A 25,200-nucleotide genomic window follows, 5' to 3' on the forward strand; every position below is an offset into this window, starting at 1 on the left:
ACGCGACGTGGCTGCGTGAACCTGGGAGATGCCTTTCCCACGAGCTGGAGGGGCTGTTGGAGCTACTACTACTGACCTCGGAGCTGCATCCCGACCCGGTCCTGCCGTCGTTGTCGCTGCTCCCCCACACCGTGCGCACGGCGCCGCCCGAGCCCTCCTCACTACTAGAGGCGGGAACCGCGGACGCTGTGCTGGTTGACGCGCGCACCGATCTGTCGGCCGCGCGCGGGCTTTGCCGTTTGCTGAGCACGGCGGGCCGGTCGGTGCCGGTCATTGCGGTCGTGGCCGAGGGCGGTCTGGTTGCGGTCAGCGCCGACTGGGGGCTGGACGAAATCCTGTTGCCCGGCACCGGGCCCGCGGAGGTCGACGCCCGGATACGGCTGGTGGTGGGTCGCCGCGGCGGCCTGGCCGACCAGGAAAGCGCCGGCAAGGTCAGCCTCGGCGAGCTGGTCATCGACGAAGGCACCTACACCGCGCGACTGCGGGGCCGCCCGCTTGACCTCACCTACAAAGAGTTCGAGCTGCTGAAGTACCTGGCACAGCATGCCGGCCGGGTGTTCACCCGCGCTCAGCTGCTGCACGAGGTGTGGGGATACGACTTTTTCGGGGGCACCCGGACCGTCGATGTGCACGTGCGTCGGTTGCGGGCCAAGCTCGGCCCCGAGTACGAGGCATTGATCGGCACCGTGCGCAACGTGGGTTACAAGGCCGTCCGGCCGGCGCGTGGGAGAGCGCCGATCGCCCCGTCCGACGGGGTGGCCGAAAGCGACGAGCCGGACGCTGAGAATCTTGAAGACCCGCTGGCCGACCCGCTCCACAGTCAGTGACACCGCCCGAATGGCGCTCCGCACTGACGGCCGAAGAGCAACACGGTGTGCGTGAACTGGTCGCGGCGGCAACCGAATTCGATGGGGTAGCACCCGTCGGCGAGCAGGTGCTGCGGGAACTCGGGCACGACCGCACGGATCATCTGCTGGTCACCAGCGCCCCGGGCCACACGGTCGAGGGCTACCTCAATCTCAGCCTGCCGCGTGACGACGGGGACGGGATGGCCGAACTGGTCGTGCATCCGCAGGCCCGTCGGCGCGGTATCGGCACGACGATGGGACGTGCGGCGATCGTCAAAACCGGTGGAAATAACCGGTTCTGGGCGCACGGCACGCTGGAGCCGGCCCGGGCGACCGCATCCGCGCTGGGTCTGGTCCCAGTCCGTGAACTCGTTCAGATGCGACTCTCGCTTCGCGAGATCCCCGATCCGGTAAGCCCGATACCCGGCGTGCGGGTCCGCACGTACGCGGGAACCGGCGATGACGCAGAGCTGTTGCGGGTCAACAACGCCGCGTTCGCCGAACATCCGGAACAGGGCGGGTGGACCGCGGCCGACCTGGCGGAGCGGCGCAGCGAGGCGTGGTTCGACCCCGAGGGTTTGTTCTTGGCGTTCGGCGACACCGAAACCGAAGAAGCGGGCCGGCTGCTCGGCTTTCACTGGACCAAAGTGCACCTCGATCAACCGCGCCTGGGCGAGGTGTACGTCCTTGGTGTCGACCCTTCGGCGCAGGGCCGCGGGCTCGGGCAGATGTTGACGGCCGTCGGCATCGAGTGGCTGGCTCGACACCTGTCTGGACCACCAAACCCGGATGGCCCCGCAAGCGAGGTCACCGTGCTGCTCTACGTCGAGTCGGACAACGTCGCTGCGGTGCGGACCTACCAGCGCCAGGGATTCATCACCTACAGCGTCGATACCGCATACGCGCCGGCGCCAACAGCGAGTTGACAGAAAGCGCAGGCAGAAGTGGCGTGCCCGTTGACTATTCACCGCACGTTCACCGCGTAGGCACTCTTGTGAAAGGAGCCTCAGCGCATAGTTTCGAGCGGCGGCCGCAGGCGTCGAAACTGCGTCGGAAAGCGAGATCGGTGAGGCTCCACAACGTGGGCAAGACGCTGGCGGCAGCGGTCTTGGCCATCGCGATGACCAGTGCGGGATTGACGGCCTGCGGCAACGACAACAATCACGGCGACCCCGCGTCGCAAGCTACCTCCGGACCCGCTGGCACGGTGACCTGTAGCGGCAAGAGTGAACTGACAGCGGAAGGGTCGACGGCTCAACAGAACGCGGTCGCGGTGTTCAGCCACGTCTGGGGCGAGTATTGCCCCCGCAAGTCCGTGTCGTACAACCCGACGGGGTCGGGCGCGGGCCGCGAGCAATTCATCGCCGGCCATGTCGACTTCGCGGGATCGGACTCGCCGCTGATCGCCGACCAGATCCTGCCCGCTACCAAACGCTGCAACGGAAACCCGGCATGGGACCTGCCGCTGGTGTTCGGACCGGTGGCCCTGGTCTACAACCTGCCCGAGATAAAGACGCTGACCGTCAACAGTGATGCGCTGGCCAGGATTTTGACCGGCAGGATCGCCGTGTGGAACGACCCGATCCTGGCGGCACTGAATCCCGGGATAGCGCTGCCCGACACCAAGATCACGCCGATTTACCGGGTCGACTCCTCCGGTACCACCGACAACCTGCAGAAGTACCTGACGGCTACCGCGCCCGAGAGCTGGTCCAAAGGAGTTGGCACCGAATTTCAGGGCGGTGTCGGCGAAGGGGCAGCGAAGTCATCCGGTGTAATCCAAGCGGTGCGTACCACCCGCGGTGCCATTGGATATGTCGAAAAGGGCTTCGCCGACCAGTCGGGCCTTCCGTACGCGCAACTTGACACGGGCAACGGTGTGGTTCCCCTGACCGCCGAGACGGCCACCAACGCCGTCAACACAACCACCTTCCTGACAAGCGGCAACGACCTGGTGGTGAACCTGAACTCGATGTACGGCACCGCGCAGCGGGGTGCCTACCCGTTGATTCTGGCCACCTACGAGATCGTCTGTTCGAAGGGCTACGACGCAGCGACCGCAAGGGCAATCAAGTCGTTTCTGACCGTGGCCGCGAACACCGGTCAGGCCAACCTTTCATCGGTCGGCTACATCCCGTTGACCGATAAGGTCAAGGAGCGACTGGTCGCCGCGATCGATGCGATGCAATAGCCCTCGGGTCCAAGGAGCGACACCAAAACCAGCAGTGATGGATTCACAGTGACTACGCCAGATCCAGCCCGGGCGCGTTCGGGTGCGGTCGTTGCCGCGCGCTATGCGGGGGCACCGGTCCTACCCATCCGCTCCTGGAACGGCGCCCAACCCCGCTTCGGGGACCGGATATTTCGCAAGTTGGCGGAGGCTTCGGGGGTACTGATCGCCGTCGTGGTCATTGCGATCGGCGGGTTCCTGCTGTTGCGCGCGGCGCCGGCGTTCAAGCGCAACCAAGAGGACTTCTTCACCTACCGCGGCAACTGGATCACGACCAACACCTCGGCGATGCACTTCGGCATCCTCGATCTGCTGCAGGTGACGGTGTTCATCTCGGTGTTCGCCTTGATCCTGGCCATGCCGGTCGCGCTGGGCGTCGCCATCTTCCTCACCCAGTACGCACCGCGCCGGCTCGCCTTGCCGTTGGCCTACACAGTCGATCTGCTAGCCGCGGTTCCCTCGATCATCTACGGCGTATGGGGTCTGTACGTACTTGCTCCGCAATTAGAACCCGTCGCGACCTGGCTGAATCAGTCTTTGGGCTGGTGCTTCCTGTTCGCCGATGGCACGGCGTCGGCGGCCGGCGGCGGCACCATCTTCACCGGCGGGATCGTGCTGGCGGTGATGATCCTGCCGTTGATCACCGCGGTCACCCGCGAAGTCTTCGTGCAGACACCGCACGACGAGGTTGAGGCCGCACTGGCGCTCGGCGCCACCCGCTGGGAGGTGGTCAAGACGACGGTCCTGCCGTTCGGGCGGTCGGGGTACGTCAGCGGCGCGATGCTGGGTCTGGGCCGCGCCCTGGGGGAGACGGTCGCGCTGCTGATCATCTTGCGCGGCACTCAAAAGGCGTTCGGCTGGTCGCTATTCGATGGTGGCTCGACCTTCGCGACCAAGATCGCGGCCACCGCGTGGGAATTCAACGACCGGTACAAGGCCGGCGCCTACATCGCGGCCGGACTGGTGCTTTTCGTGCTGACGTTTGCGGTCGACGCCCTGGCACGCGGTGCGGTGGCCGGCACCAGAAAGGTCAGGCGATGACCTCGATCTTCGACCGGCCCGTCAAAGCGCGTCGGCTGTCCGGACTCGGCCGGCGGCGCCGGGTATCGAACATCGTTGCGACCGTGCTGGTCTCGCTGTCCATGCTGATCGCACTGGCACCGTTGCTGTGGGTGCTGTGCGCGGTTGTCGCCAAGGGTTTCAAGGCGGTCGCGTCCAGCTCATGGTGGACGCATTCCCAAGCGGGTACGACGGCCTTTGTCGCCGGGGGAGGTGCCTACCACGCGATTGTCGGTACCCTTCTGCAGGGATTGGTGTCCGCCGCGATCTCGGTCCCGATCGGTGTCATGCTCGCGATTTATCTGGTCGAGTACGGAGGTGGTACGCGACTTGGCCGACTGGCGACATTCATGGTGGACATCCTGTCCGGTGTGCCCTCAATCGTTGCCGCATTGTTCATCTACGCGTTGTGTGTGGCCACGCTAGGTTTTCCCCGTTCGGGGTTCGCGGTGTCGTTGTCATTGGTGTTGTTGATGCTTCCGGTGATCGAGCGGTCAACCGAGGAGATGTTGCGGATTGTTCCGACAGATCTCCGCGAGGCCAGCTATGCGTTAGGAGTGCCGAAGTGGAAAACCATTGTCAGGGTGGTGATTCCGACGGGGTTGTCGGGCATCGTCACCGGGATCATGCTGGCGCTGGCCAGAGTGATGGGCGAGACGGCTCCGCTGTTGATCCTGGTCGGCTATTCGCAGGCTATGAACTTCGACCTCTTCAAGGGGTTTATGGGGACGCTTCCTGGCATGATGTTCAATCAGACAGCGGCGGGCGCGGGCGTCAACCCGGTCCCCACAGATCGGCTGTGGGGCGCAGGGTTGACACTGATCCTGATGATCGCCGTGATCAATGTCGGAGCCAGGGTGGCCTCGATGATGTTTGCTCCCAAAAAGTCCTAGGGAGGAGTGCTGGGTGGCAAAGCGTTTGGATCTGAAAGACGTCAACATCTACTACGGATCGTTCCAGGCGGTCGCCGATGTGACGCTGTCGATTCTGCCCCGGAGCGTGACGGCGTTCATCGGTGCGTCCGGCTGCGGCAAGACGACCGTGCTGCGAACATTGAACCGGATGCATGAGGTCATCCCGGGCGCTCGGGTCGAGGGCACCGTGTTGCTCGACGATGAAAACATCTATGCCCCCGGTATCGACCCGGTTGGCGTGCGCCGGGCCATCGGCATGGTGTTCCAGCGGCCAAACCCGTTCCCCGCCATGTCTATTCGTGACAACGTGGTGGCGGGCCTGAAGCTGCAAGGGATGCGCAATCGCTCGCTGCTCGACGACGTTGCCGAACACTCACTACGCGGGGCCAACCTGTGGGATGAGGTCAAGGATCGGCTGCACCGGCCCGGTGGCGGGCTATCCGGCGGGCAGCAGCAGCGGTTGTGCATCGCACGGGCGATCGCCGTGCAGCCCGACGTGTTGCTGATGGACGAGCCGTGCTCGGCGCTGGACCCGATCTCGACGATGGCGATCGAGGAACTGATCAGCGAGCTGAAGCAGGACTACACCATCGTCATCGTTACGCACAACATGCAGCAGGCCGCCCGCGTCAGCGATCACACGGCGTTCTTCAACCTCGAAGCGGCGGGGAAGCCGGGCCGGCTCATCGAGATCGATGACACCGAGAAGATCTTTTCCAATCCCTCTCAGAAGGCCACCGAGGACTACATCTCCGGTCGCTTCGGCTAAGTCGCGACGGCCGGGGGCGTCGCTTCGTCTTCGGGTAACTTGCCGGTCGCCTGGAAGATGACGCGCCTGGCCACCTCGACTGCGTGATCGGCAAAGCGCTCGTAGAAACGACCCAGCAAGGTCACGTCGACGGCCGCGGCGACGCCGTGCCTCCATTCGCGGTCCATCAGCACCGAGAACAAGTGCCGGTGCAGATCGTCCATCGCGTCGTCTTCTTCGCGAATCCGGGCGGCTTTCTCCGGGTCGCGGGACAACACCACCTCTTGTGCGCTGTTACCCAATTCGACTGCAACTCGGCCCATTTCGGCGAAATACCCATTGACCTCTTCGGGCAATGCGTGCTGAGGATGGCGCCTGCGGGCGATCTTGGCGACGTGCAGCGCCAGCGCGCCCATCCGGTCGATGTCGGCCACCATCTGGATGGCACTCACAATTGACCGCAGGTCGCCGGCCACCGGCGCCTGCAGCGCCAGCAGGACGAAGGCGCTCTCCTCGGCCTCGGCGCTCAGCTTCGCGATCTCTTCGTGGCCGGAGATCACCTGTTCGGCAAGGACGAGATCGGCCTGCAGGAGCGCCTGGGTTGCCCGCTCCATGGCTACCCCCGCTAGCCCGCACATCTCGCCAAGGCGCTCGGATAATTCCGAGAGTTGCTCATGGTAGGCGGTCCGCATGCCGCCAAGCCTACTTACTCGTCGTCGGAAACGGCGGTCCATGGCAGCGAAATACGGTTATTCACAGGTGGTATCGGCGGCGTTAGTCACCGTCAGGTCGTCCGGCAATTTGGTTGGCGTGCTGACCGGGCTGCGGTCGATCTGGACGCTGAGCGACGAGCCGCTGGGTGCGGGAGCCGTAACCGACTTGAAGTCGGGGCCCAGCACCACCTGAACGACCTGACCGTAGCCGGAAACCCGCGCGACCTTTGAATTGGCGAACGCCGATGCCACCGTCGCGGCCGCTTGCTCGTTGCCGGGCGAGAAGAACACCGTCGTGGCGGTCAGCGAACTCGGATAGTCGTCGGGTGACATGACGTTGAACCCGCTGCGCTTGAGCTGGCCGGTGGCGGTCGCGGCAAGCCCGCTCTGGGGGGTCGCATTGGAGACCCGCACGGTGACTTCGTCAGGCGAGGTCGTCGTCACCTGCTCGCGTCGCGCCTCGGACGCCGCGTTCGGCGGCGGCGATTTCTTGGTGGTCGGTGCACTTGACGGGCCCGAGGTCGGCGTAGTCTCCAGGTTCTGCGCGTTCTGGTCGTTTTCCTCCGGTAGCGGATCGTCGTTGATGATCGCGCTGAAAAGCGCCTTCATGTCGGACGTGCGCGGTGGTTCGTCGCCGTTCTGGTCTGTCACACCGGTGGGCACCGTGACAAACGTGAAGTGCCCGGCCGCCATGCCCTGCAGCGACTGGCCCAGCTGAACAAGGTCTTTGGTCCCGATGTTGTCCACGTAGCTGTTGCTGATGAACATGTTGACCACGTTGTTGAGCTTGTTGAGGTCGGTCAACGTGTCCTCGGAGATCAGCGAGCGCAGCAGCGACGACAAGAACAACTGCTGGCGCTTGATGCGGCCGTAGTCGCCGTTGAACTCGGTGGTGACCTGGCGGGCCCGCACGTAGCTCAGCGCCGTCGGGCCGTCAATGAGCTGGCGTCCCGAATGCTCGAGGATGGTACCGAGCTCGTAGTCGTGCAGCGGTGTCTTGCTACACACCTCGACACCGCCGAGCGCCTCGACCATCTTCGCGAACCCGGAGAAGTCGACGGCGATGAACCGGTTGATGCTCAAACCGGACAACTTCTGGATTTCCTTCACCAGACACTTCGGGCCGCCGAAGGAGAACGCCGAGTTCAACTTGGTCTCGGTGTAGACATTCTTGGAGCCCCAGGTCCTGGACTTCTCGTCATAGAGGGGTCCGTACTCTTTGGTATCGGGATTCCAGGCTTCGCACTGCATGGGCGTGATCGCCAGGTCGCGGGGGAACGAGACCGCCACCACGCGTTTGCGATTCGCCGGGATGTTGACCAGCATCACGGTGTCCGACCGCGCGCCGCCGGCGTCCTCGGTGTCGCCCGCGCCCATGTCGGCGTTCGCGCCTGAGCGGGAGTCCATGCCGACGATCAGGAAGTTTTCATCGCCGTACTGCCCCCCAGGGTCCACGATGTCGCCGGAGTGCGGGTCGAGCGCGCTGATCATGTTGAGCCGGTGGTTCTTTGACGCGCTCCACTGCCACGCGGCACCGGTCAGGGCCAGCGCCAGTCCGGCACACAGTGCGGCCAGCGAACGAAGCGCCAGCAGGATCGGCCGACGGCGGGACTTGATCGTCGGCGCCAGGCTCGCCGGCGATTCCGGTCGGCGGGTCCGCTTCGGCTTGACCGGGTGTGAGGTGATCGCCGGCTCGACCATGAGCTCGGGCTCGGGCTCGGGCTCGGGCTCGTCGCCGTTCGGGCAGCTCGTGAGCTCGAGGTCGGGAATCTCCGACACGACGTCGAGGGAGTAGGCCGGGATATCGATGACCTGGGTGTCCTGCTGGTCGACGAACATCTCCGGATCGGGCTCGACGGGTTCATCGGCGAGGGCCCTGCGGCGGTGACGCGTGCCGGTGTTGCTGGCGCCGACTTTGGCGATCAGGTCGGCGACGCTGAGCGCGCCGGAGGCATGGCTTCCGCTGCTTTCCGCGCTGCGTGCCGGGGGTTCGACGGTCTCGGCGGGCGGTTCGATCTGCCATCGGTGGATGCTGTCGTCGGCGGGTGGCTCGGAGAACCGCTCCCACGGCGCGGCGCTCAGTGCGACGGGAGAGGTCGGTGTGACCGGTTGGCGGTCGCGAGAGCGGTGGCCAAGAGCGGCGTCTACCTCGCCGTCACTCATGTTTCACCCGCCTTCGAAGCCCAGATGCCGCCGTCAGTGATGTCCGTGCGCCAATTCACCGCAGCGCCGCGCTAACCGCGCTGCAACTTCGCTACCCGCTGGTTCGCGCTGTACTCAGTAGCCCCTGTGCAGCGGGTTAAACCAACCGCCACCCAAGCGCAATCCAACAAGGTCCACATCGTACTGACTTATCGCCCCGGACGCGATTTCGAGCGGGGTTCGCCTCAGCCGCCGGAGTGCATGACATCAGCCCCCGCCGGCACCGTGCAGTCATCGGGATCGTTCAGCCAGCCTTCGGGCAGGCTGACGCGGGCCGGCGAGCCCTGCCGGCCGCGCGGCCCGGTCGCCGCGTCCGGGAATTCGATGGTGCCGTCCAGCCGGCCCAGCAGTTCGTCGAGTTCGTCGAGCGTCGTGACCAGAGCCAGTGCTCGCCGCAGATCCGATCCGGCCGGGAAGCCGTGCAAATACCAGGCGACGTGTTTGCGGATATCGCGCATGCCCTTGTCCTCGCCGAAGTGCGCGGCCAGCAACTCGCCGTGCCGGCGCACGATGTCGGCGACCTCGCCGAGCGTCGGCGGGGTGGGGGCCGGGCTGCCGGTGAATGCGGCCGACAGTTCGGCGAACAACCAGGGCCGGCCCAGGCAGCCACGGCCGATGACAACCCCGTCGCACCCGGTGCTGGCCATCATGGTCAGCGCGTCGCTGGCATCGTAGATGTCGCCATTGCCGAGCACCGGAATCGTTTGCACCTGCTGCTTGAGGAGCGCGATCTGCTCCCAGTCGGCGGTGCCGGAGTAGCGCTGCGCCGCCGTGCGAGCGTGCAGGGCGACGGCTGCCGCGCCTTCGGCTTCGGCGATGCGGCCGGCGTCCAGGTGTGTGCGGTGTTCGTCGTCGATGCCGATGCGGAATTTGACCGTGACCGGGATGCCGGTGCCTTCGGTGGCGCGCACTGCCGCGGCCACGATCTGGCCGAACAGCCTGCGCTTGAATGGCAGCGCCGCGCCGCCGCCGCGCCTGGTGACCTTGGGTACCGGGCAGCCGAAGTTCATGTCGATGTGATCGGCCAGGTCTTCGTCGGCGATCATCTTGGCCGCCGCGTAGGTGGTGGCGGGATCGACGGTGTAGAGCTGCAGCGAGCGCGGCGATTCGTCCGGGGTGAACGTCGTCATGTGCATCGTGACCGGATGCCGCTCGATGAGGGCACGCGCGGTGACCATCTCACAGACATAGAGCCCGCTGACCGTACCGACCTTCGACTGCTCTAGTTCACGGCACAGCGTCCGGAATGCAACGTTGGTCACGCCCGCCATCGGGGCCAGCACCACCGGGCTGGCGAGCGCGATGGAACCGATATGCACCGCTTGGTTACCGCCGGCTCATTACGAGCTTGCCCGCGGTTTGGTGCAGCTCGCTGGCGGTGGTCTTCTTGCCGGTACGGATTTCCCGATCGAGCTGGCGCTGCTTGGATATCTCGAATTTGTCGCAGGCCTCTTCGAGTTCCTTGATCAGCAGGGCAAGGTCGTCGCGCAAGGCAGCTGCCTTCCCGGTGAAGTCCTCACGCTCGAAGATGCGCCATTTCTTCAGCACCGGCATCACCACCTCGTCGAGGTGGATGCGGGGATCGTAGACGCCGCCGACGGCGATGAACACGGCCTTGCGCCGGAACTCGGGTACCTGATAGCCCGGCATCTGGAAATTGCGCAGGATCTTGTGCAGCGACTTCATCGCCTGGTTGGGGTAGACCTCGAACCCCGCCTCGCTGACATCACGGTAGAAGATCATGTGCAGGTTCTCGTCGGCCGAGATCTTGCCGAGCAACTGGTCGGCGATCGGCTCGTTGCAGGCTCTACCCGTGTTGCGGTGCGAAATTCGGGTCGCCAGCTCCTGGAACGTGACATAGATGACCGAATCGAAGAGGCTATCGGCGAACAGGTCGGCTCGAACCTGGTGGTTCTGGCCCGGGCTGAAGCCCCGGTTCACCACCTCGAGGCGCAGCTTCTCCAATTCGACCGGGTCCACCGCGCGGGTCACCACCAGATAGTCGCGCAGCGCGATCCCGTGCCGGTTCTCTTCGGCGGTCCAGCGGTTGACCCACGTGCCCCAGGGGCCGTCCAGGCTGAAGTTCATCGCGATCTCGCGGTGGTAGGACGGCAGGTTGTCTTCCGTCATCAGGTTCTGCACCATCGCCACCTGGGCGAGGTCGGAGAGCTGGCTCTGCTCCGGGTCCCAGTCCTGCCCGCCGAGCGCATAGAAGTTCTTCCCGTCTGACCACGGGATGTAGTCGTGCGGGTTCCAGGGCTTGTGCATGCTCAGGTGTCGGTTCAAGTACTTCTCGACGGCCGGCTCAAGCTCATGCAAGAGCTGCAGGTCGGTCATTTCGGCTGACATGACGCTCCCAGTTATCTGTGTCTAATGGTTGCAGTCAATATATCTGTGTCGGTCAGTAGCATCAAGTTCCTACTCGCGCGCGCCAAGTCACAACTTGGTGTATTCGGTGCGGGTGCTACCAGCCGGGTGACAGGCTGTTACTCGGATACCCCTTCTTGGGGCGCTACATACGGGGCGGCCGTGTTGAAAAGCATGTTGACGCAGTAATCGATGAATTGCTTGCGGGTGGCCCCGAGCTGCCTGTTCAGGTAGGCGGTAAACAGGCTCGTCAGACCGCCGACCAGGCTGGTGGCGATCATCTTCTGCAGCACGGGATCGCCGATGTTGGACAGCTTTTTCTGCAGCAGATCGATGAAACTGGGCATCCACTCCGCGCCCGACTGGGTCAGGATCGGCTCAACGGCCGGAGCCAACAGCAGCACGCGCCCGCGTACCGGGTCGTCGACCATCAGCTCGACGAACTGCTCGACCGCTTCCCGTGGGGTGTCCGACGTGGTGAGGGCCGTCATAGCCCGCGCGCAGACATCGTCGTACACCGCACGCACGAATTCGTCGCGGTCCGAAAAGCTCTCGTAGAAATACCGTTCGGTCAGCGCGGCCTTGCGGCAGACGGCACGGACGGTGAGCGCGGGCCCGCGCTCGCTGCCCAGCAACTGCACGCCGGCGGCGATCAGGTTGTCGCGGCGAAGGGCGTGGCGACTTTCCAGGGGCACACCTGACCAACGGCCTCGTCGTTGACCGGACTGCACATCGCTCCTAAGCTTCAAATTGACAACGTACGTAGTCAGAATTTCGGCTAGCTACAGGGAACCCAACAGTGACCAAACATACGTCCGGAGCCTGCCCACTGACCAGCGCCGAAGCTGGTAGCGACGGGACCACTGTCGGCGAGGTGGCAATTTCTGTCGATGGGCCTGACGGTGTCGCCAGCGGGTGTCCGGTGTCCCCGTCGGGGTATGAGGCGCCACCGCTCGGTCCGGATTCTCTGACGTGGCGGTACTTCGGGGATTGGCGTGGCATGTTGCAGGGTCCGTGGGCGGGCTCGATGCAGAACATGCATCCGCAACTGGGCGCGGCGGTCATCGATCATTCGACGTTCTTCCGGGAGCGCTGGCCCCGACTGCTGCGGTCGCTGTATCCGATCGGCGGAGTCGTCTTCGACGGAGACCGCGCCCCGGTCACCGGCGCCGAGGTGCGCGACTATCACGTCAACATCAAGGGCGTCGACGAACAGGGCCGCCGCTACCACGCGCTGAACCCCGATGTCTTCTACTGGGCGCATGCCACGTTCTTCGTCGGGACAATCCATGTCGCCGAACGGTTTTGCGGCGGGCTGACCGAGGCGCAGAAACGCCGACTGTTCGACGAGCACGTCGATTGGTACCGGATGTACGGCATGAGCATGCGGCCCGTGCCGGCGTCCTGGGAAGAATTTCAGACCTACTGGGATCACATGTGCCACAACGTCTTAGAGAACAATGAGGCGGCCCGTGCCGTCCTGGATCTGAGCGAGCTGCCCAAACCCCCATTCGCCCGAAGGGCTCCGGACTGGTTGTGGGCAGTGCAACGCAAACTACTGGCGCCGTTCTTCGTCTGGTTCACGGTCGGCCTCTACGATCCGCCGGTGCGCCAATTGATGGGCTACCAGTGGTCGCACCGCGACGAATGGCTACACCGGCGGTTGGGTGACTTCGTTCGTCTCTTTTTCGCTTGTGTGCCAGCACGATTCCGCAAGCACCCGCGGGCCAGGGCCGGTTTGGATCGTGCGTCCGGACGGATCCCGGTCGATGCGCCGCTCGTGCACACACCTGCGCGCAACCTGCCTCCGCTGGACGAACGCGGCAACCCAATGCACTACTGCCCCAAGGTTTCCTAGGCGGCGCTATCAACCTGGCGGGACGACGGTCGATTTGCGTTCGCCGCCGTTGCGTTCATTCCACAGCCGGTAGACCTCGACCGCGGCGTCGTGGGGCTGGTATCGCATGGGCAGCCGCCGCTGGTCCCAGCTCTTCGAGAACTCGTCGTAAAACGTTGAGACCTCAAAGTATTTGCGGTCGTCGAGGTAGTACTGCTCGTAGGACTCGCGCGTGATCAAGAAGACGACTTCCTTGGGTGAGCAGTAGTACAGCGAGCCCAAGCACATCGGGCACGGATGGGCCATCACGTAGATGGTGGTGTCGACGAGGTGCTCGGTGCCCAGCTTCATGCACGCCTCTCGGATCGCGAGGATCTCGGCGTGGGCGGTCGGATCGTTCGTCTGGGCGACCTTGTTGGCGCTCTCGGCGAGCACTTCGCCACCTTTGACGATCACCGTCGCGAAGGGGCGGCCGCCCTCGGCGACGTTCTGGCGGGCCAGGTCGATGGTCCGTTGGGCAAAATCGGTCACGGGTCCTCCGGCGCGCGGGCATCAGATAATTCGGAGAGTAGTCCCGACAGGTCCGGGCGCCGGCGCTGTGGTAATAACTAGCTTATCTATATTTGTTTGGGATTCGGAGTAGGGGAGCACCATGGCGCGCGCCGATAGTGATCGCTGGGATCTCGCGACGAGCGTCGGGGCGACGGCGACCATGGTCGCCGCCCAGCGGGCGTTGTCTAACGACGAGAAGTTGATCGACGACCCGTATGCGGCACCGTTGGTGCGGGCGGTCGGAATAGATGTGTACGTCCGGTTGGTCAACGGGGAGATTCCGGTCGGTGGGGATACCGAGTTCGACCCCCGCCGGATGGCCGAGGGGATGGCCTGTCGCACCAGGTTCTACGACCAGTTCTTCCTTTCAGCCGCACAAGGCGGCGTACCCCAGGCGGTGATTCTCGCCTCGGGTCTGGATGCCCGTGCCTACCGCTTGCCGTGGCCGGCGGGCACCACCGTCTACGAGGTCGACATGCCCGCCGTGATCGAGTTCAAGACCCTGACTCTGGGCGATCTCGGCGCGGCGCCGACCGCCCAGCGGCGCACCGTCGCGATCGATCTGCGCGACGACTGGGCCACCGCGCTTGTAGCCGCGGGATTCGACGCGAAGGCTCCCTCGGCGTGGAGCGCCGAGGGCTTGTTGGTGTACCTGCCGGACGAGGCTCAGGACGCGTTGTTCGACAACATCACCGAGCTCAGCGCCCCGGGCAGCCAGCTGGCTTTCGAATTCGTGCCCGACACAGCGATTTTCGCGGACCCACGATGGCGTGCGCATCACGACCGGATGAGCGAACTCGGCTTCGAAGTCGATTTCAACGAACTGGTCTACCACGGCCACCGCAGCCGCCTCGTCGACCACATCAAGCAGCGTGGTTGGGAAGTGTCATCGCACACGGTCAAGGAGCTGCACGCGGCCAATGGATTTCACTATCCCGACGACGAGGTCGCGCAGGCCTTCGCGGATGTGACGTACAGCAGCGCGGTGCGCAGGGGATAGCAGTCGGCCTCAGCCGAGCAGGCTGTCCCTCAGGCGGTTGGTGAGCATTTCCTGAAACACCGCACTGGCCGGTTCGTCGAGATTGTGAAAAGTCGCACGAACCGCATCCCGGTTGTATTCGGGGATCGACGCCACCGGGGTCCAGAAGCTGTCGATGTCCAACTGGAAAAACGGCCCGGGCTGCGCCGGCAGGGTCCGGCGCAGGTAGTAGTTGGGGTCCAGCGCCTGACCCATGCCCGGGCCGTAGCGCACGATCATTGATTTGCCTGGTTGCTGCTCGCGGTAGACGGCGGCGCCCTGCCATTCGGTCAGGGCCAGCCCGCCGGGAGCGATGCGTTGCGGGCCGAGCAGGGACTCAGCGATCCATTCGGCCCAGTCGATGCGACCATCGGCGCCCAACGGAACGCGGACCTCCAGGAGGTAGCGCAGACCGATGCGCTCCACCCCGACGATCGACGACACCTGTGAGCGTGCGTCGACGACGCGCATTGCGACGTCGGACAACGCCTCGAAGGTGGAGTGGGCGGTCGTCTCGATGACGACGGCCTGGCTTCTTATCGAGGCGGCCAGCGTGCCGTCGCGGTTGACGTAGCGAACGAACTGCTCAGCCGCTGGTGCCGGACCTCCCGCCGGGCCCACCCCCCAGGCCACGTCCTGAGCTTGGCGTTCGATGGGTAGGTCGTCGCCCAGGAGGCGCTTGAGCTCTCGGCTCGACGATTCGGTGAGGGAATCCGTTGCGGGGTGACGGATTTCCATCGTTACCAGGGCTGCGGGCGCGTTTTGCCAGGCCGGATCGACACTCACGTCGCGAAGCATAGCCAAGTCGCCTGGTGGCCAAACGAGGGCCGTTCCGGACGTGAATCGCCCGTTTTGGTGCCCCCACTAGGACTCGAACCTAGGACCTGCGGATTAAAAGTCCGTAGCTCTACCAACTGAGCTATAGGGGCGGCGAAGAATCAGGATACTTGGGCTCCAAACACGGCTCGAACGGCGCTCGTTTGAGGATTAGGCCTGCGGTGACCTAAGCTGGCGTGGCTCCCAACGGTAGTTGGACTTTGGCCCCCATCGTCTAGTGGCCTAGGACGCCGCCCTTTCACGGCGGTAGCACGGGTTCGAATCCCGTTGGGGGTACGAGCAACGGCGGCAACGTCGGAGCGAGCAGTACAGCAAGGCCCTGTGGCGCAGTTGGTTAGCGCGCCGCCCTGTCACGGCGGAGGTCGCGGGTTCGAGTCCCGTCAGGGTCGCCAAAACGGCGAGGCACACATTGCCTTCCGGCCAGGTAGCTCAGTCGGTACGAGCGTCCGCCTGAAAAGCGGAAGGTCGGCGGTTCGATCCCGCCCCTGGCCACCACGTTGAACTGAGCTATTTCGGCGGGAAACCGCCAGTGGCGACCGGCCCCCAGCGGCGCGGCGTGATACGAATCAAACACTTGCCCTGATCCACCATGGCGCGGCGGTATTGAGCCCAGACGGGGTGCTCTCCGGCGATCACCCGGTAGTAGTCGACGAGCAGTTCCACCGCTTCGGGCAAGTCGATTACCTCGGCCTCCCCATCGACTTGGACGTAGGCCCCGTTGAACTCATCGGAGAAAACGACCACGCTCGCCGACGGGTTGCGACGGAGGTTTCCGCATTTGGCGCGTTGGGGATAGGTCGCGATCACTATGCGGCCCTGCTCGTCCACACCACCGGTCACCGGCGAACTGTGCAACGACCCGTCCGAACGGAAAGTGCTCAGCAACATCTTGTGTCGCGGCCGGACGAAGTCGAGAAGTTCGGGAAGACTGACCACATCCGCGGTCGCCGTTTTGGGAGCCATGAAGTCCATGGTAGCGACCCGTGAAGGTTATCTGCGATTTCTTCGAACACGTTGTAGCGCAACGCATCCCGGTATCGCCCAGGTGGCGCGATGTCGACTAGATCGGCGTGACGATTTCTGATGTGTAGAAGTCAACCGGTGTTTGCGAGTGCGCCGATGGGCGGTCAACGAAAACCCAGACGCCCGTGGAATTCGCAGAGATCGCGCTTTCCAACGTCAGCGTGCCTGCACCGCTGCCATCCGTGTCAATACCGCCGGCGGTGACCCCGGTATCTCCGGCACCGCAGCCTGCGGAAGTCCGGGGCGACTGGATCAGCCTGACGTTGTAGTGGGCTTGCGGCTCGGCGGCAATTAATTGCACCTGCGCGACGACCTTGTTGGATGCCGCCTTGCTAATGACGGCCTGGCCGCTGCCCTTTCCGTTTGTCGGCACATTTATCGCCCAGGTGAAGTCGCACGCTCGAAACTTTGGAGTCAACGGTACGACGGAGCTTGGGGAACGCGCATCTGCCGCCGCCTCACCCGCGCCGCCCCAGAATGTCGCCGTCACAAGCATATTGGCGCCAACGAACAACAGCGCGGTGATTCTTCGCATTTATTTCCTGACGCATGGTTTCTGCACAAATAGTGTTGAGAACGTACCAAGGTAGTGAACGAACGCGGCTATAAATACGCTGACAGTTAGACAAATCACATACCACGTAATTGTGAAGCCCAGCTCACACGCGCTGGTCAGGGTAGCCTTTCCTTTCGGGCATTAGCCCTCGGCGACAAGGCCTTTCACTTGCTGGTAGTAGATGACCTTGCCGCCGCCACCCCAATTACCTTCGGGGATTTCGTGAATCAGCGTCCAGACGTGAAATGCCCGCGGGCCCTGCGGCTCGATTCCCGCCGCGGTACACACCGCGGTGTGCACGTCGGCGGTGAGCTGTTCTTTGCGGTCCTTGTCGAGTGCGCCCGCGAATACCGTCAGGTCGACCCTGAACCGGGGTTCGCCGGGTCCGCGGCCACCGACCGAGAGCTCGGCCGGCTCCATCGGATGCAAGTACACCAAAGTGTTGTCGCGCAGAAACGGTGTGTCAGGGGCACGTTCGGCGCGTAGCAGCGCGGTGACCAACTCGTCGGTGAGCCGGCTCAGCGCCTGCTCGTCGACGGAGTCACGCACGAACGTGAAATCGATCATCGGCATTGCCAACCGCCTCCTTGCTCAGAGCTTCCGCAGGCCTCGCACGACCTTGACGTAGGGCGCGGTCGCGGCCGCGCTTTTGCGCATACTTGGTTGAATCGCACCGGCATTGCCCACCACGAGGTAGCGCAGACCGTGGTCGCGGAACTCCGCTATCTGTTCGATGACCTCATCGGGCATGCCGACCGCGAACAGTTCCTGGACGAGCGACCGCGGAACCTTCGCCGCGTAGGACAGCGCGGTCTGCTCGTCGATCAATTGCGGAATCAGGTCTTGGACTCCGGTGAAGTCTGCCCCCAGCGGATGCTGCGCACCGTGGCGTTCCCAGTCTTTGGCGGGGGAGTTGAGCGTGAACACCTTGGCGATATCGGAGTCGACGACCTCATCGATTTCGTCGCGGGACCGTCCGGTCACGATGAACCGAATGAGGGCTGGGGTGATGGCCTGCGGGTCGCGCCCGGCGTCCGAGGCCGCAGTGCGCACGATCTGGAGTTGCTCACCATATTCGGTTGCACGGGTCGTTCCGGGGAACCAGCCGTCGGCATATTTGCCGGTGGCGCGCATCATGCGGGGCCCGTGCGCGGCGATCCAGATCTCGGGCCACTTGCCCTTGTACGGCGGAAGCGCGAAAGTCGCGTTGTGCAAAGGGAAGAACGGCGAGTCGCGGTTGACCAACTCGCCGCCGGAGTCCCAGAGCGCTCGGATGGTGGCCACCCCTTCCTCGAAGCGTGCCACTGGCTTCGACCAGTCGACGCCATAGGGCGCGTTGCTTTCCCGCTCACCGGTTCCGATGCCCAGGACCGCCCGGCCCTTCGTCAACAGGTGCAGCGATGCAACGGCCTGCGCGGTGACCGCGGGATTGCGGCGGCCGGTGTCGGTGACGGCCACGCCCAGCCGCATCCGGCCCTTGTTGCGCCCTGCCAGGTAGCCCAGCATCGTCCACGGTTCCAGGTGGGCGTCCATCTTGGGGATCAACCGGGCCGCGCCCACGTGCTCGGGCTTCCACATCGATGGCGGCAGCACCGAGTTGAGGTGGTCGGCCACCCAGAAGGAGTCGGCGCCGCAGGCCAGCCCGGTCAGATAGTCGGCGTGGATCAAAGGCTTTGGGCCGAAACGCGAATTGATCGTGTTGTGCATGACGCCCACGCCGAAACTGCCCATCGATATTCGCTCCTTCGGGCCGCCGGCCACAGACTAGCCGATCGGCTACCCTGGACGATAAATGATCGATCGCGGTTCATCAATGGCGTGTTTCTGCGATCGCCTTACCGGGTTAATCGACGATCAGCCGCGACAATGGTTTGATGCGTCGTCTGCGCCTGGTTCTCTCGCTGGTGGTGGCCGTCGGACTGATCGCGATTCCCGCGGCGGCAATCGCGCAGGGCAGTCCCGACGTGCCGCCCGTCAGCGACGCGGCGCGCGCGGCCGGATTCGTTGACGTCCGCACCGTCGTTCCCGACGCCGTGATCGACCTGCGCTACGCGACGACGAACAATTTCACCGGCACGCAGTTGTATCCCTCCGACGCCCGGTGCCTGGTGCACCAATCCATGTCTGGCGGCCTCGCGAATGCCGCGTCGGCGCTGCGGCCCCAAGGACACCTACTGGTGTTCTGGGACTGCTACCGGCCGCACGACGTTCAGGTCAGGATGTTCAACGTGGTCCCCAACCCCGCTTGGGTGGCCCGGCCCGGTCCGTTCGCGCACAGCCATGAGTCCGGGCGGTCGGTCGACGTCACATTCACCAGCGTGCAACCACAGTGCCCGCCCGAACGTCACGCGGGCGGACTCTGCCTGGCTGATATGGGCACCGACTTCGACGATTTCTCCCCGCGCGCAACAGCATTCGCAACTCAGGGCGTCAGTGCCGACGCTCAGGCGAACCGGGCTCAGTTGCGCGACGCGATGAAGTACGGCGGATTGTCCCCGTACTCCGGTGAGTGGTGGCATTTCGACGGTCCCGGCGCCGGCGTCGACCGTCCGATTCTCGACGTCCCGGTCGATTAGGCGTCCCATATATTGAGACAACAGTTTCATATTGTGACCAACCGCCGGTAGGCTTTGCGCCATGAACGCCGAACGCCAGGCCAGCTACACGCACGGACACCACGAGTCGGTGCTGCGCAGTCATCAGCGGCGCACCGCGCAGGATTCCGCGGGCTACCTGCTGTCGTATCTGGAGCCGGGGCTGTCGCTGCTCGACGTGGGGTGCGGCCCCGGGACGATCACCGTGGACCTCGCCGCCAGGGTGGCGCCCGGATCGGTCACGGCCGTCGATCAATTCGGCGATGTGCTCGACCGGGCCCGCGCGGAGGCCGAGCAGCGCAATCTGTCCAACGTCTCGTTCGCGACCGCCGACGTGGAGCGGCTCGACATTCCCGACGACACGTTCGACGTCGTGCACGCACACCAGGTACTCCAACACGTCGCGAATCCGGTGCGGGCACTGCGGGAAATGCGCAGAGTGTGTAGGCCCGGCGGAATCGTGGCGGCTCGCGACGCCGACTACTCGGGGTTCGTCTGGTATCCCCGCCTGGCGCCACTGGACGTTTGGCGCGACATCTACCAACAGGCCGCCCGTGCCAATGGCGGCGAACCGGACGCCGGCCGGCAGCTGCTGTCGTGGGCGCTGGAAGCGGGGTTCGACGACGTCACACCCACCGGGAGCCTGTGGTGCTATGCGACTCCCGACACCCGCGAATGGTGGGGCGGAATGTGGGCCGACCGAATCCTGCATTCCGGCATCGCCCGAGACATGCTGCGGTTTGGCCTCGCCACCACCGCGCAGCTCGAGGAGATCTCCGAGGCATGGCGGGAGTGGGCCGCGGCGAAAGACGGTTGGCTAGCGATCCCGCACGGCGAAATCATCTGCCGCGCATGACTTAACGCTCGGGTATTCAGTCCAGGAACAGGTCCGGAATGGGCTGCTCCCCGCCGCCGTACCGGGACAGATCCGCCACCCCGGCCGATTGCAGCACGTCGGCGTCGATGTGGCAGTTGCCGGTGGCTTCCCGGGCGGGCCGAGAGATGATTTCGACGGCGGCGTCGGCCATGATCTCCGGGCTGCGCGACGACTCGGCCAACCGGTCACCGTCGGCCATGTTCGCCACCGCCGCTGTAGCGATATACGTCTGCGGCCAAAGGCAATTCACGCCGATCCCGTCGTCGGCGAATTCCGCCGCCCAGCCCAGTGACAGCAGCGTCATCCCGTACTTGGACAGTGTGTAGGCCGGGTGGGCGCCCAACCAGCGTGGGTTCATGTTCACCGGTGGCGAGATGGTGAGCACATGCGGGTTGACCGATTTCTGTAGATGGGGCACGCACGCCTTGGTCAGCAGGAACGTGCCGCGCAGGTTGACTTCCTGCATTAGGTCGTACTTCTTGGCTGACAGGACGGCGGTGGGTTCGGTCGCGATGGCGCTGGCGTTGTTGACGCAGACGTCGATGCCGCCGAACCGCTGCACCGCGGCCTCGACCACCCGCTGCACGTCCTCTTCGCGGCGCACATCGCCGACGACCGCCAGCGCCTTGCCGCCTGCGGCTTCGACCGCCGCGGCCGCGGTGTGCACCGTTCCGGGCAGGCGGGGATGCGGGGTGTCGGTCTTGGCCAGCAGTACCACGTTGGCGCCCTGCCCGGCGGCGCCGATTCCGATCGCGAGCCCGATGCCCCGGCTGCCGCCGGAGATCACGACGGTGCGGTCGGCGAGCTTCTTGTCAGCCATTCGTATCCCTTTGTCCAGGTCAGACCACCGTTTGGCCTGGTCAAACGGTGGTATTGGCATTCTCTTTTTTTGCAAGTACGTTATTCATCGATGGATAATACGGCCCACACTCCCTCCGGTATCCCGCTGCAGCCCGTGTACGGGCCGGCGGATAGGAGCGCGGAGCCTCCGGCACCCGGGGAGTTCCCCTTCACGCGGGGCAACTTCGCGTCCGGCTATCGCGGCAAGCTCTGGACCTTCCGGCAGTACTCGGGATTCGGCACCGCCGAGGAATCCAATCGCCGTTACCGCTACCTGCTGGATCAGGGCGGGACCGGGTTGTCGGTGGCGCTCGACCTGCCCACCCAGTGTGGGTACGACTCCGACGACCCCGAGTTCGGTGAGGAGGTCGGCCGGGTCGGCGTCGCGGTGGACACCCTGGCCGACTTCGAGATCTTGTTCGACGGCATCCCGTTGGACAAGCTCAGCACGAGCATGACGATCAACGGAACGGCGGCGATCCTGCTGGCGTTCTACGTCGCCGCCGCCGAGAAAAAAGGGATACCGCGGGCGAAGCTCACCGGGACCATCCAGAACGACATCCTCAAGGAGTACGCCTCGCGCGGAACCTGGATCTGGCCGCCGGAGCCGTCACTGCGGTTGATCGCCGACACCATCGAGTTCTGCGCGGCCGAGGTTCCCAGGTTCAACGCGATTTCGGTGGCCGGTGCGCATTTCCGCGATGCCGGGGCCAACGCGGTGCAGGAGATGGCGTTCACCTTGGCCGACGGGGTGACCTACTGCGACACCGTGGTGGAACGCGGCCGCATGACGATCGACCAGTTCGCACCGCAGATCTCATTCTTCTTCTACACCCACGGCGACTTCTTCGAGGAGATCGCCAAATACCGTGCCGGGCGGCGGCGTTGGGCGACAATCGTGCGGGAGCGCTACGGGGCGACGACGGCGAAGGCGGCGATGTTCCGCTTCGGCTGCGTCTGTGGTGGAGCATCGCTGTACGCGCCGCAGGCCCACAACAACATCGTCCGTGTGGCCTACGAGGCGATGGCCGCGGTGCTGGGCGGTGTCCAGTCGATGTTCACGGCGGCCTGGGACGAGCCGTTCGCCCTGCCCACCGAGGAAACCACCACACTGGCGCTGCGTACCCAGCAGATCCTGGCGCACGAAACCGGCGTGGGCAGCGTCGCCGACCCGCTGGGCGGCTCGTATTTCGTCGAGGCACTGACCGATGCCACCGAGGCTCGCATCATCGAGATCATGTCCGACCTCGAGCGGCATGGCGGAATGGTCCATGCCATCGAGGACGGTTACCTGCAGGGGCTGATCGCCGACGAGGCGTTCAAGATCCACCAGGACATCGAATCCGGCACCCGTCCGGTCGTCGGGGTCAATCGGTTCGTGACCGAGGAGCAAGAACACGATGTCGTCACCTATGAGCTCGACGCTGAAGGCCGCGACCTTCAGCTGAAACGGCTCTCGAAGGTAAAGGCCGAAAGAGATTCGGCGACAGTCGCATCCAGTCTTGCGGCATTGTCGCGTGCCGCCGAAGGAAACGACAACCTGATGCACATGTTGATCGACTGCGCCAACGCGTACTGCACGGTCGGGGAAATGGTCTCCGCGCTCAAGGCAGTATGGGGCGAATTCCAGCAACCGGTGGTGTTCTAAGTGGCCGTTCGCGTTCTGGTTGCCAAACCCGGCTTGGACGGGCATGACCGCGGCGCCAAGATCGTCGCGCGCACGCTGCGTGACGCGGGATTCGAGGTCATCTACACCGGCATCCGGCAGCGCATCGAAGACATCGCCTCGATCGCGGTCCAGGAAGACGTCGCCGTCGTCGGTCTGAGCATCTTGTCCGGTGCGCATCTGGCGCTCACCGCGCGCACCGTCGAAGCGTTGCGCGCCGCCGACGCCGCGGACATCGCCGTCGTCGTCGGTGGAACGATCCCGCACGCCGACGTCCCCAAACTCCTTTCTGCCGGTGCCGCCGCGGTATTCCCCACCGGGACACCGCTCGACGCACTAGTGCGCGAAATCCGTGCATTGACCGGCACCCCCGAGCCTGCTGCGGAGGAATCATGCGCGTCGGAGTGATGATCGGCGCCGAGCGGGGCGATATGGCCCGCAAGGTGGACAAGCTGGCTTCCGATATCGAATGGGCCGAATCCGCGGGTCTGGACACCGCGTGGATGCCGCAGGTGCCCAACGACTTCGACTGTCTGACCATGGTGTCGCTGATGGCCGCGCACAGCTCGCGCATCGAGCTGGGTACCGCGGTGGTGCCGCTGCAGGCTCAGCATCCGATCGCCCTTGCCCGCCAGGCGCTCTCGACGCATGCGGTGGCCGGTGGACGGTTGGCGCTGGGCGTCGGACCGTCACACCATTGGATCATCCGGGACATGCTCGGTTTGCCGTATGAGAAGCCGGCCGCCTACACCCGCGACTACCTGCAGGTGCTCAACGCCGCCGTTTCCGGGCCGGGATCGGTTGACGTCGAGAATGATTCGTTCACGGTGCACAATCCGATGGCCATCGGGGCCGATACCCCGATGCCGGTGCTGGTCGCCGCGCTTGGGCCGGTGATGCTGCAGATTGCCGGTGAACTCGCCGACGGCACCGTGTTATGGATGGCCGACGAGCGCGCGATCGGTGATCACATCGCACCGAAGATCACCAAGGCAGCCGCCGATGCCGGCCGGCCCGCGCCGCGAATCGTCGCGGGCATCCCGGTATGCCTTTGTGCACCTTCGCAAGTCGAGGAGGCCAAGGAGCGGGCCAACCGCATCCTGGGTGAGGCCGAGGTGTCGCCCAACTACCAGAACCTGCTCGACCGTGGTGATGCCCGCGATGTCGGCGATCTGTGTGCGGCCGGCGACTCGGAACAGATTCTGTCGCGATTCCGCTCTTTCGCCGACGCCGGTGTGACCGACCTGTCGGTGCGGCTGCTGCCCATCGGTGACAACCGGGATGAGCTGGTCGCTTCCAAACGCCGGACGCGCGAGATGATCGCCGCGCTCGCAACGGAACTGCGGTGACGTCCGAGGGGCCGCTCGCGGGAATCCGGATTCTTGAGGTCGGCACCATGCTGGCCGGCCCTTATGCCACGATGCTGCTCGCCGACCTTGGCGCCGAGGTCATCAAGATCGAACCCCGCGGCGGTGAAATCTCCCGCAGTGTGGGCGCCGCCTACTTCGCCAGCCTCAATCGCAACAAGTCCAGCATCTGTCTGGACCTGAATTCCGATGCGGGACAGCAACGCCTGGGCGAACTGGTCGCCGAATCCAACGCACTGCTGGTGAACCTGAAGCCGTCGGCCATTCGCCGGCTGGGGCTCACCTATGACCAGTTGCGACTGCACAACGAGCGGATCGTCTGCGTCGCGATCACCGGATTCGGCTTGTACGGCGGCGATGATCCGGCTTTCGATTATGTGGTGCAGGCGGGCGTCGGCACCGCCGCACTGACCGGCGATCCAGAGGGCCCACCGACGCTGCCCGGCTATTCGTCAGCGGACAACTCCACCGGAATGACCGCGGCGCTGGGACTTTTGGCGAAGATCATCTCCGGCACCGGCGGGCAAGTCGATGTTTCGCTGCGCGATGTCATGCTGTCGCAGCTGAACTATCACGCGTCGGCTTACCTCAACAACGGCGTCGAGCCGCAGCGCAGGCCGAACGGTGCCCACTCGTATTACGTTCCTGCCCAGCTTTTTCCGACCGCCGACGGCTATCTGGCGCTATTCATCACCCACGACGGGTTCTGGAAATCCTTTGCCACCGAGGCAGGTATCGGCGGCTTCGACACGATGGCCGAACGGGTAGCCCGCCGTGACGAGGTGCTCGCCATCGTCACCGCGATGCTGGCGACCGACACCGCCGCGAGCTGGGAACGGCGACTGAGACCCCTGGGGGTGCCCGCCGCGGCGGTGCGCACGCTGCCCGAGGCGCTCAAAGCGACGCCGGAAGTGATTGTTACGGCAGGCGATTTCCGTCTCGTCGGCTCTCC

The 25,200-nt window shown here is 64.8% G+C and carries 26 protein-coding genes and 4 tRNA genes; 17 read left to right on the forward strand and 13 right to left on the reverse strand.

The features are described from left to right. Positions 1-53 precede the first annotated feature (53 nt). The 6 genes from ACZY0B_RS02350 (at position 54) to pstB (ending at position 5,820) form a co-directional block, all read left to right on the forward strand. Positions 54-827, forward strand: a complete 774-nt coding sequence (locus tag ACZY0B_RS02350; RefSeq protein WP_463762384.1) for a winged helix-turn-helix transcriptional regulator — start codon at positions 54-56, stop codon at positions 825-827. Then, complete coding sequence (gene mshD / locus ACZY0B_RS02355) at positions 824-1,774, forward strand: mycothiol synthase (RefSeq protein ID WP_463762326.1); 951 nt, start codon at positions 824-826, stop codon at positions 1,772-1,774. Before ACZY0B_RS02350 ends, mshD begins: the two co-directional genes overlap by 4 nt. Positions 1,775-1,968: 194 nt before the next feature. Continuing rightward, positions 1,969-3,039 carry a phosphate ABC transporter substrate-binding protein PstS gene (gene pstS / locus ACZY0B_RS02360; protein ID WP_463762385.1) on the forward strand — a complete coding sequence of 357 codons (1,071 nt, stop codon included), beginning with the start codon at positions 1,969-1,971 and terminating at the stop codon, positions 3,037-3,039. Positions 3,040-3,087: 48 nt separating this feature from the next. After that, on the forward strand, positions 3,088-4,119 hold the full coding sequence (pstC, locus tag ACZY0B_RS02365) for a phosphate ABC transporter permease subunit PstC (RefSeq protein ID WP_463762328.1): 1,032 nt from the start codon (positions 3,088-3,090) through the stop codon (positions 4,117-4,119). Beyond that, positions 4,116-5,030, forward strand: a complete 915-nt coding sequence (pstA, locus tag ACZY0B_RS02370) for a phosphate ABC transporter permease PstA (protein WP_463762330.1) — start codon at positions 4,116-4,118, stop codon at positions 5,028-5,030. The genes pstC and pstA overlap by 4 nt, the downstream gene beginning before the upstream one ends. 13 nt (positions 5,031-5,043) lie before the next feature. Then, the gene (pstB, locus tag ACZY0B_RS02375; protein ID WP_463762331.1) at positions 5,044-5,820 is read left to right on the forward strand and encodes a phosphate ABC transporter ATP-binding protein PstB; all 777 of its coding nucleotides are present in this window, start codon (positions 5,044-5,046) and stop codon (positions 5,818-5,820) included. Here the strand turns inward: pstB and phoU are convergent. The 5 genes from phoU to ACZY0B_RS02400 form a co-directional block, all read right to left on the reverse strand. Then, positions 5,817-6,491, reverse strand: a complete 675-nt coding sequence (gene phoU, locus ACZY0B_RS02380) for a phosphate signaling complex protein PhoU (protein WP_463762333.1) — start codon at positions 6,489-6,491, stop codon at positions 5,817-5,819. The two genes, pstB and phoU, sit on opposite strands and share 4 nt — an antisense overlap. 57 nt (positions 6,492-6,548) lie before the next feature. Continuing rightward, a complete protein-coding gene (locus ACZY0B_RS02385; RefSeq protein ID WP_463762388.1) occupies positions 6,549-8,594 on the reverse strand; it encodes an LCP family protein in 2,046 nt (681 codons plus the stop codon). Positions 8,595-8,899: 305 nt separating this feature from the next. After that, positions 8,900-10,033: a tRNA dihydrouridine synthase DusB gene (dusB, locus tag ACZY0B_RS02390; protein WP_463762334.1), complete on the reverse strand. Its 1,134-nt coding sequence runs from the start codon at positions 10,031-10,033 to the stop codon at positions 8,900-8,902. A 7-nt stretch (positions 10,034-10,040) separates the two neighbouring features. Continuing rightward, positions 10,041-11,063: an acyl-ACP desaturase gene (locus tag ACZY0B_RS02395; RefSeq protein WP_463762335.1), complete on the reverse strand. Its 1,023-nt coding sequence runs from the start codon at positions 11,061-11,063 to the stop codon at positions 10,041-10,043. A gap of 137 nt (positions 11,064-11,200) precedes the next feature. Further along, positions 11,201-11,812: a TetR/AcrR family transcriptional regulator gene (locus ACZY0B_RS02400; protein ID WP_463762389.1), complete on the reverse strand. Its 612-nt coding sequence runs from the start codon at positions 11,810-11,812 to the stop codon at positions 11,201-11,203. A 68-nt stretch (positions 11,813-11,880) separates the two neighbouring features. Between ACZY0B_RS02400 and ACZY0B_RS02405 the strand changes: the two genes are divergently transcribed. Next, positions 11,881-12,939, forward strand: a complete 1,059-nt coding sequence (locus tag ACZY0B_RS02405; RefSeq protein WP_463762337.1) for an oxygenase MpaB family protein — start codon at positions 11,881-11,883, stop codon at positions 12,937-12,939. A 9-nt stretch (positions 12,940-12,948) separates the two neighbouring features. On the opposite strand, the gene ACZY0B_RS02410 is transcribed toward ACZY0B_RS02405, so the two are convergent. Continuing rightward, a complete protein-coding gene (locus tag ACZY0B_RS02410; RefSeq protein ID WP_463762338.1) occupies positions 12,949-13,449 on the reverse strand; it encodes a nucleoside deaminase in 501 nt (166 codons plus the stop codon). Positions 13,450-13,570: 121 nt separating this feature from the next. Here ACZY0B_RS02410 and ACZY0B_RS02415 point away from each other — a divergent pair, with 121 nt between their 5' ends. Next, positions 13,571-14,470, forward strand: coding sequence for an SAM-dependent methyltransferase (locus tag ACZY0B_RS02415; protein ID WP_463762340.1), 900 nt, complete (start codon positions 13,571-13,573; stop codon positions 14,468-14,470). Between the two features lie 9 nt (positions 14,471-14,479). Here ACZY0B_RS02415 and ACZY0B_RS02420 read toward each other — a convergent pair whose 3' ends face one another. Both ACZY0B_RS02420 and ACZY0B_RS02425 read right to left on the reverse strand, forming a co-directional pair. Next, positions 14,480-15,274, reverse strand: a complete 795-nt coding sequence (locus tag ACZY0B_RS02420; RefSeq protein WP_463762341.1) for a TIGR04255 family protein — start codon at positions 15,272-15,274, stop codon at positions 14,480-14,482. Between the two features lie 67 nt (positions 15,275-15,341). Continuing rightward, positions 15,342-15,417, reverse strand: a tRNA-Lys gene (locus tag ACZY0B_RS02425). A 111-nt stretch (positions 15,418-15,528) separates the two neighbouring features. Between ACZY0B_RS02425 and ACZY0B_RS02430 the strand changes: the two genes are divergently transcribed. The 3 genes from ACZY0B_RS02430 (at position 15,529) to ACZY0B_RS02440 (ending at position 15,820) form a co-directional block, all read left to right on the forward strand. Then, positions 15,529-15,601 (forward strand) — tRNA-Glu (locus ACZY0B_RS02430). Positions 15,602-15,640: 39 nt separating this feature from the next. Then, a tRNA-Asp gene (locus tag ACZY0B_RS02435) sits at positions 15,641-15,717 on the forward strand. A 26-nt stretch (positions 15,718-15,743) separates the two neighbouring features. Continuing rightward, positions 15,744-15,820 (forward strand) — tRNA-Phe (locus ACZY0B_RS02440). A gap of 12 nt (positions 15,821-15,832) precedes the next feature. Here the strand turns inward: ACZY0B_RS02440 and ACZY0B_RS02445 are convergent. The 4 genes from ACZY0B_RS02445 to ACZY0B_RS02460 all read right to left on the reverse strand — a co-directional run bounded on the left by ACZY0B_RS02445 (position 15,833) and on the right by ACZY0B_RS02460 (position 18,635). Further along, positions 15,833-16,288, reverse strand: a complete 456-nt coding sequence (locus tag ACZY0B_RS02445) for a PPOX class F420-dependent oxidoreductase (RefSeq protein WP_463762342.1) — start codon at positions 16,286-16,288, stop codon at positions 15,833-15,835. Positions 16,289-16,385: 97 nt separating this feature from the next. Next, positions 16,386-16,883 carry a hypothetical protein gene (locus ACZY0B_RS02450; protein ID WP_463762343.1) on the reverse strand — a complete coding sequence of 166 codons (498 nt, stop codon included), beginning with the start codon at positions 16,881-16,883 and terminating at the stop codon, positions 16,386-16,388. A gap of 162 nt (positions 16,884-17,045) precedes the next feature. Then, the gene (locus ACZY0B_RS02455; protein WP_463762344.1) at positions 17,046-17,477 is read right to left on the reverse strand and encodes a tautomerase family protein; all 432 of its coding nucleotides are present in this window, start codon (positions 17,475-17,477) and stop codon (positions 17,046-17,048) included. Positions 17,478-17,495: 18 nt separating this feature from the next. Beyond that, on the reverse strand, positions 17,496-18,635 hold the full coding sequence (locus tag ACZY0B_RS02460) for an LLM class flavin-dependent oxidoreductase (protein WP_463762345.1): 1,140 nt from the start codon (positions 18,633-18,635) through the stop codon (positions 17,496-17,498). A 143-nt stretch (positions 18,636-18,778) separates the two neighbouring features. Here ACZY0B_RS02460 and ACZY0B_RS02465 point away from each other — a divergent pair, with 143 nt between their 5' ends. Both ACZY0B_RS02465 and ACZY0B_RS02470 read left to right on the forward strand, forming a co-directional pair. Further along, a complete protein-coding gene (locus ACZY0B_RS02465; protein WP_463762346.1) occupies positions 18,779-19,480 on the forward strand; it encodes a M15 family metallopeptidase in 702 nt (233 codons plus the stop codon). A 61-nt stretch (positions 19,481-19,541) separates the two neighbouring features. Further along, positions 19,542-20,354: a methyltransferase domain-containing protein gene (locus ACZY0B_RS02470; protein ID WP_463762347.1), complete on the forward strand. Its 813-nt coding sequence runs from the start codon at positions 19,542-19,544 to the stop codon at positions 20,352-20,354. A gap of 16 nt (positions 20,355-20,370) precedes the next feature. Here ACZY0B_RS02470 and ACZY0B_RS02475 read toward each other — a convergent pair whose 3' ends face one another. Continuing rightward, entirely contained in the window at positions 20,371-21,195 is an 825-nt protein-coding gene (locus tag ACZY0B_RS02475; RefSeq protein WP_463762348.1) for an SDR family oxidoreductase, read from the reverse strand. A 90-nt stretch (positions 21,196-21,285) separates the two neighbouring features. On the opposite strand from ACZY0B_RS02475, the gene ACZY0B_RS02480 reads away from it, so the two are divergent. The 4 genes from ACZY0B_RS02480 to ACZY0B_RS02495 form a co-directional block, all read left to right on the forward strand. Then, positions 21,286-22,863, forward strand: coding sequence for a methylmalonyl-CoA mutase family protein (locus ACZY0B_RS02480; protein WP_463762349.1), 1,578 nt, complete (start codon positions 21,286-21,288; stop codon positions 22,861-22,863). Further along, entirely contained in the window at positions 22,864-23,289 is a 426-nt protein-coding gene (locus tag ACZY0B_RS02485) for a cobalamin-dependent protein (protein WP_463762350.1), read from the forward strand. Beyond that, positions 23,274-24,230 (forward strand): LLM class F420-dependent oxidoreductase, encoded by a 957-nt coding sequence (locus tag ACZY0B_RS02490; RefSeq protein WP_463762351.1) that lies wholly within the window; start codon positions 23,274-23,276, stop codon positions 24,228-24,230. Before ACZY0B_RS02485 ends, ACZY0B_RS02490 begins: the two co-directional genes overlap by 16 nt. Before the next feature lie 47 nt (positions 24,231-24,277). After that, positions 24,278-25,200: CaiB/BaiF CoA transferase family protein (locus ACZY0B_RS02495; protein WP_463762390.1), on the forward strand; the 923-nt coding region annotated here is incomplete at its 3' end.

This window comes from Mycobacterium sp. IDUB_19 (assembly GCF_055419445.1).